The organism is Shimia gijangensis (assembly GCF_900142085.1).
GTDB classification, from domain to species: domain Bacteria; phylum Pseudomonadota; class Alphaproteobacteria; order Rhodobacterales; family Rhodobacteraceae; genus Shimia; species Shimia gijangensis.
This window is the reverse complement of sequence record NZ_FQZQ01000054.1, coordinates 1-3,698: the sequence shown is the minus strand read 5'-3', so window position 1 is coordinate 3,698 and position 3,698 is coordinate 1. Positions and strand designations below refer to the sequence as shown.

Sequence of the window (3,698 nt, the reverse complement as noted above, 5' to 3'; positions counted from 1 at the left end):
TTCAATCAGTCGATCACCACGCGGTACAAATGACGGGCGGGTAGTCCTAGCGCAAGGAAAGCTCACGGTAGGTCAACACGGGGAAGACATTTATGATCGAAAATCTTTCTGTTCTGTTTGCCAGCGGGGATATGAAATTTGCCCATAGCCTGTCGCTGCGCGATGAGATCAAATCCGACTTGGCCTCCTTCTCATTGCAGACGACAGCCGTTGGAATCAGATCATCGCGCAGTCGCGGTCAGCAGGCGGCCATGGAGGTTTGGGGATCGCGTTCATCATCGGCGCGTTCGCGTCTGAATATCTGCGCCCGAAGATGGTCACCACTCACACGTCGCGTAGGTGGTATTGACTCGAGTTGCCCAGAGACACGCAGAGCTAGACGCTGAGGCGGTGTCTTTGTGTTGGTGGGATTGCACATCACGACCAACACAACTGCCTTCGCCGCTAAGGGCAACCGCCCCAGGCACTAGATCATCACCAGAGCCTGCGACTTCTACGCCCTTGGCGTCTCAGGTATTACCCGCACGTCCTGTTGCAGCACTTCACGCCATAAAATCAGGTCAGCTAGCCGATTGGAAGACACGAGCACCCCTTTCAATCTTGGATACCATTTGACTTCGTTCATTCAGCGAACTCAAAGACCTGATGTGAAAGGTGGCGAAGATGTTCAGGGTGAAGAACAAGTGTCTTTTGCTCATTCAGCCATGCCCTGCACCAAACACCAACTGTTGAGTTCAGACTGTCCAAAGAGTCAGCTAGGTCGGATAATGTGGAGTTTAGTTTTTCTCTTGAAGGTGGTTGGAGGAATTCAATATGGGTTTCTGCATAGAGCATGAGCGTGAAAGCGTAGATTTCCTGCGCATCGCAATCCTCCCGCCAAGAGCTCAGATCGATGCTAAAATCAATCATTCTGTGCATCGCATCAATTCGATAATGCCGCATATAAAAGGGGTCAAAGTATGCATTATTGGTGTCATTAAAGAAAGTTGGATAAACTGCACGGGCCAATTTCAAATACTTGTCATTCGGCGCGTCCGCATCGACAACAAATCTTGAGGCTGCTTCGAGCATCATCTGACTGTCTCTGAACAGCCGAAAAAAGTGACTCGGATCCGTCTTCGAGTTATTCCACAAACGATCACCAAATCTTCTAGCAGCGTTCCAATTGACTTTACAGTCTAGATCGAATGCCAATTTGCAAACATACGGCGAAGAGGACTGTTTGGTGAACAAGCGGTTCATCACCTGCCCCGAAATATTGACCGTTTCGCCGGCCGCATTCGTCACCGTGTTCGTTTCAAGGTTGTGCATTCGCTGGAACGCGGCTTCTAAGAAACGAACCTGATCCACCGATTTTATGTTGTCCAAATGCTCTATGGCAATATTAAGTATGCTATTTCGAAGTGGGCTTTCCGTGCAAAGTAGCTGAACTGAAGTGGAAGGATCTCGCGAAAACAACGCTGGACGTGCGAGCGCTGAAACAAATCGAGAAAGCTCTTCAGCCTTTGGCAGAATGTACCCAAGTGAATCCAAACAGAAATCAAGTAGTTCAGCGTTGTTCGGGTTGGCGTTAAGAGCATCCGTCAAAGCATCAGCGACCTTGGATGAAGCCGCTCTCTTGTTGTTTGTTCTAATTTGAAGGGCAAGATGTGTAGGAAGTGTGCGGCGACCTTCTATGACGTGTTCCAAGCAACTTGTGACAAGCGTAGACGTGTCTTCGTATTCCGTATCAAGATACTTAGCGTAAAAATACTCCATGAAAGTTCGATGAGTAAACTCAAAGATGTTTTCGCCGACTTCATGCAGAATCCAAGCCCGACCAGTAAGATGGTCCACCATATGCTTTGCAGCAGCTGCTGATCGCCCCTCGCGATTATCTATATAGTCACTCTTGAAAAATTCGCGTGCTTCCTTTTCAAGATCGTCTTTGTTGATCGTCCCGCCGTATTCTTCATTCTCATATAGGAGTGCCGACAAGTGTTTGAACAAGTCAAAAAGCCGGTAGCGTTCGGGAAGATCTGGAATGATGTCCCTATATTTGTCCCATTGATCGAATAGTAGATCAGCGCAAAACGAGTAAAGACTGGCTCGGTTGTCGGGAATTTCGCTCTTCTTGTCATAGATGATCACAATCAACGTAAGTAGAAGTGGGCTTCTGATTAGTTCTCTTGCCTTCTTTCTAGCGTCAGTCAAAAATGTTAACAGACGGCCATCGATCTCGGCTTCGCAGCGTTTTAGAACTGTGCTTGAGACGTTACGATAGATTTGTTCAATGGCATTGTCATTCAGGAAATCTACTCCCAAATGTGTGAACCCCTCGAGCGGCTGAGTTTCATAACCAACGTATCTAGAAGTCACCATGATTTGACAAAGCGGAAACTCTTTTTTGAACATTGCCAACTCTTGAACAACCCTCGCGCGGTTGGCTGACGTCAAGACTTCATCCAAGCCGTCAGCGACAAAGAAAACCGCACCTATTCTGAGGTGATACAAAATGCTGGAAGACACGTCTCTTGTGTCAGCATCGACAAGCGTTGAGGAAACAAAATCAACAATATAGTGTTTCAATGAAAGCCGGTCATCGTCAGCAGCTTTGGATATGTAGGTTCTAAGTTGGATGTAAATTGGCAGTTTGGATTGGCCGCCTAGGTAACGATTGCAGCTCTCTAAACATAGCTTTTTGGAAAGCGTGCTTTTGCCTCCGCCCGGATCACCAAGCAGTACGGTTGTATTGACAAAGTCAAACGTTCTTTCCCAATCTTCCGCGATCCGATGGCGAGGCAGATTTTTCCGCAAGTCTTGGTAAACGTTGAAATTTCTCTTCCTGTCAATAAAACTTACCGGAACATCAACGTATATCTCATCGAGAGGGACTTGCACTACATCGCCCGAAGCGCCGTGAACGTCGACCGAGTTCATGGTTTTCTTAAGTGAAGTCACGAAGTTTTTTAACGGATCACGATCCTCTTCGATCTGCTTGGCAACGCTTTCTGCGCTTACATCAGGTCGGTCAATCCAATTTCCACTCTTGTCTTTCAGCTTTTGCACAGTGGTATTGATTATGGCTTCAGCGCGTTTGGCATCCTCGTCCATCCTTCGATGCCAATTCGAAAGTAGGTCTTGAGTTATGTCCGTGATAGATTTGTTGAGAGTGCTCTCATGAATTGCCTTTAGGCATGTGGCCATGTTTGCCGCAAACTGTACCGAGTCTTCTTCACGGAGGCTCCCACGCGAACGGTGAATATACTCAAGCAATGATGTCGCGTTAGAATGGTCTAAATTTGATCCAAAAATTGCGATAAGGTGCTCAAGCAAATTTGAGTTTGCTAAATCAAGCAACGAGTTGTTGGTTGCAGGCGTGAGTGATTTGAAATTACCAATCGCTCGCTGCAACGCATCTAGAATTTCGCTGTTCGCATCATCTGGACGCGCACCTGAAAGCCTTTTCCTCATTCGGAAGGGAAGCGTATATTTTCGAATAAATCTGTTTGAAATTTGACTTGTTAAGGCAGTTAAACCGTTAACGAGTAATCCTTCTGAAATGGCCAAGGCGTTATCCTATGGGTTGTTATTGGCGTAGGTTGCACTACCCCGTCACTCCAATCAATTAGTTTGTGGTTCCACAGGTGTTTGGCTACCGGATGTAATGTTGTTCGGTGTGCCTGAATGACGAGCCACTGGTCTAGGGTTCGCCGGAT

1 protein-coding gene is annotated in these 3,698 nt (G+C 47.1%); it reads right to left on the bottom strand.

The window, feature by feature from the left end:
* Window positions 1-621: 621 nt before the first annotated feature.
* Window positions 622-3,549, bottom strand: coding sequence for an NACHT domain-containing protein (locus BUC32_RS19865; protein ID WP_139280816.1), 2,928 nt, complete (start codon window positions 3,547-3,549; stop codon window positions 622-624).
* Window positions 3,550-3,698 lie beyond the last annotated feature (149 nt).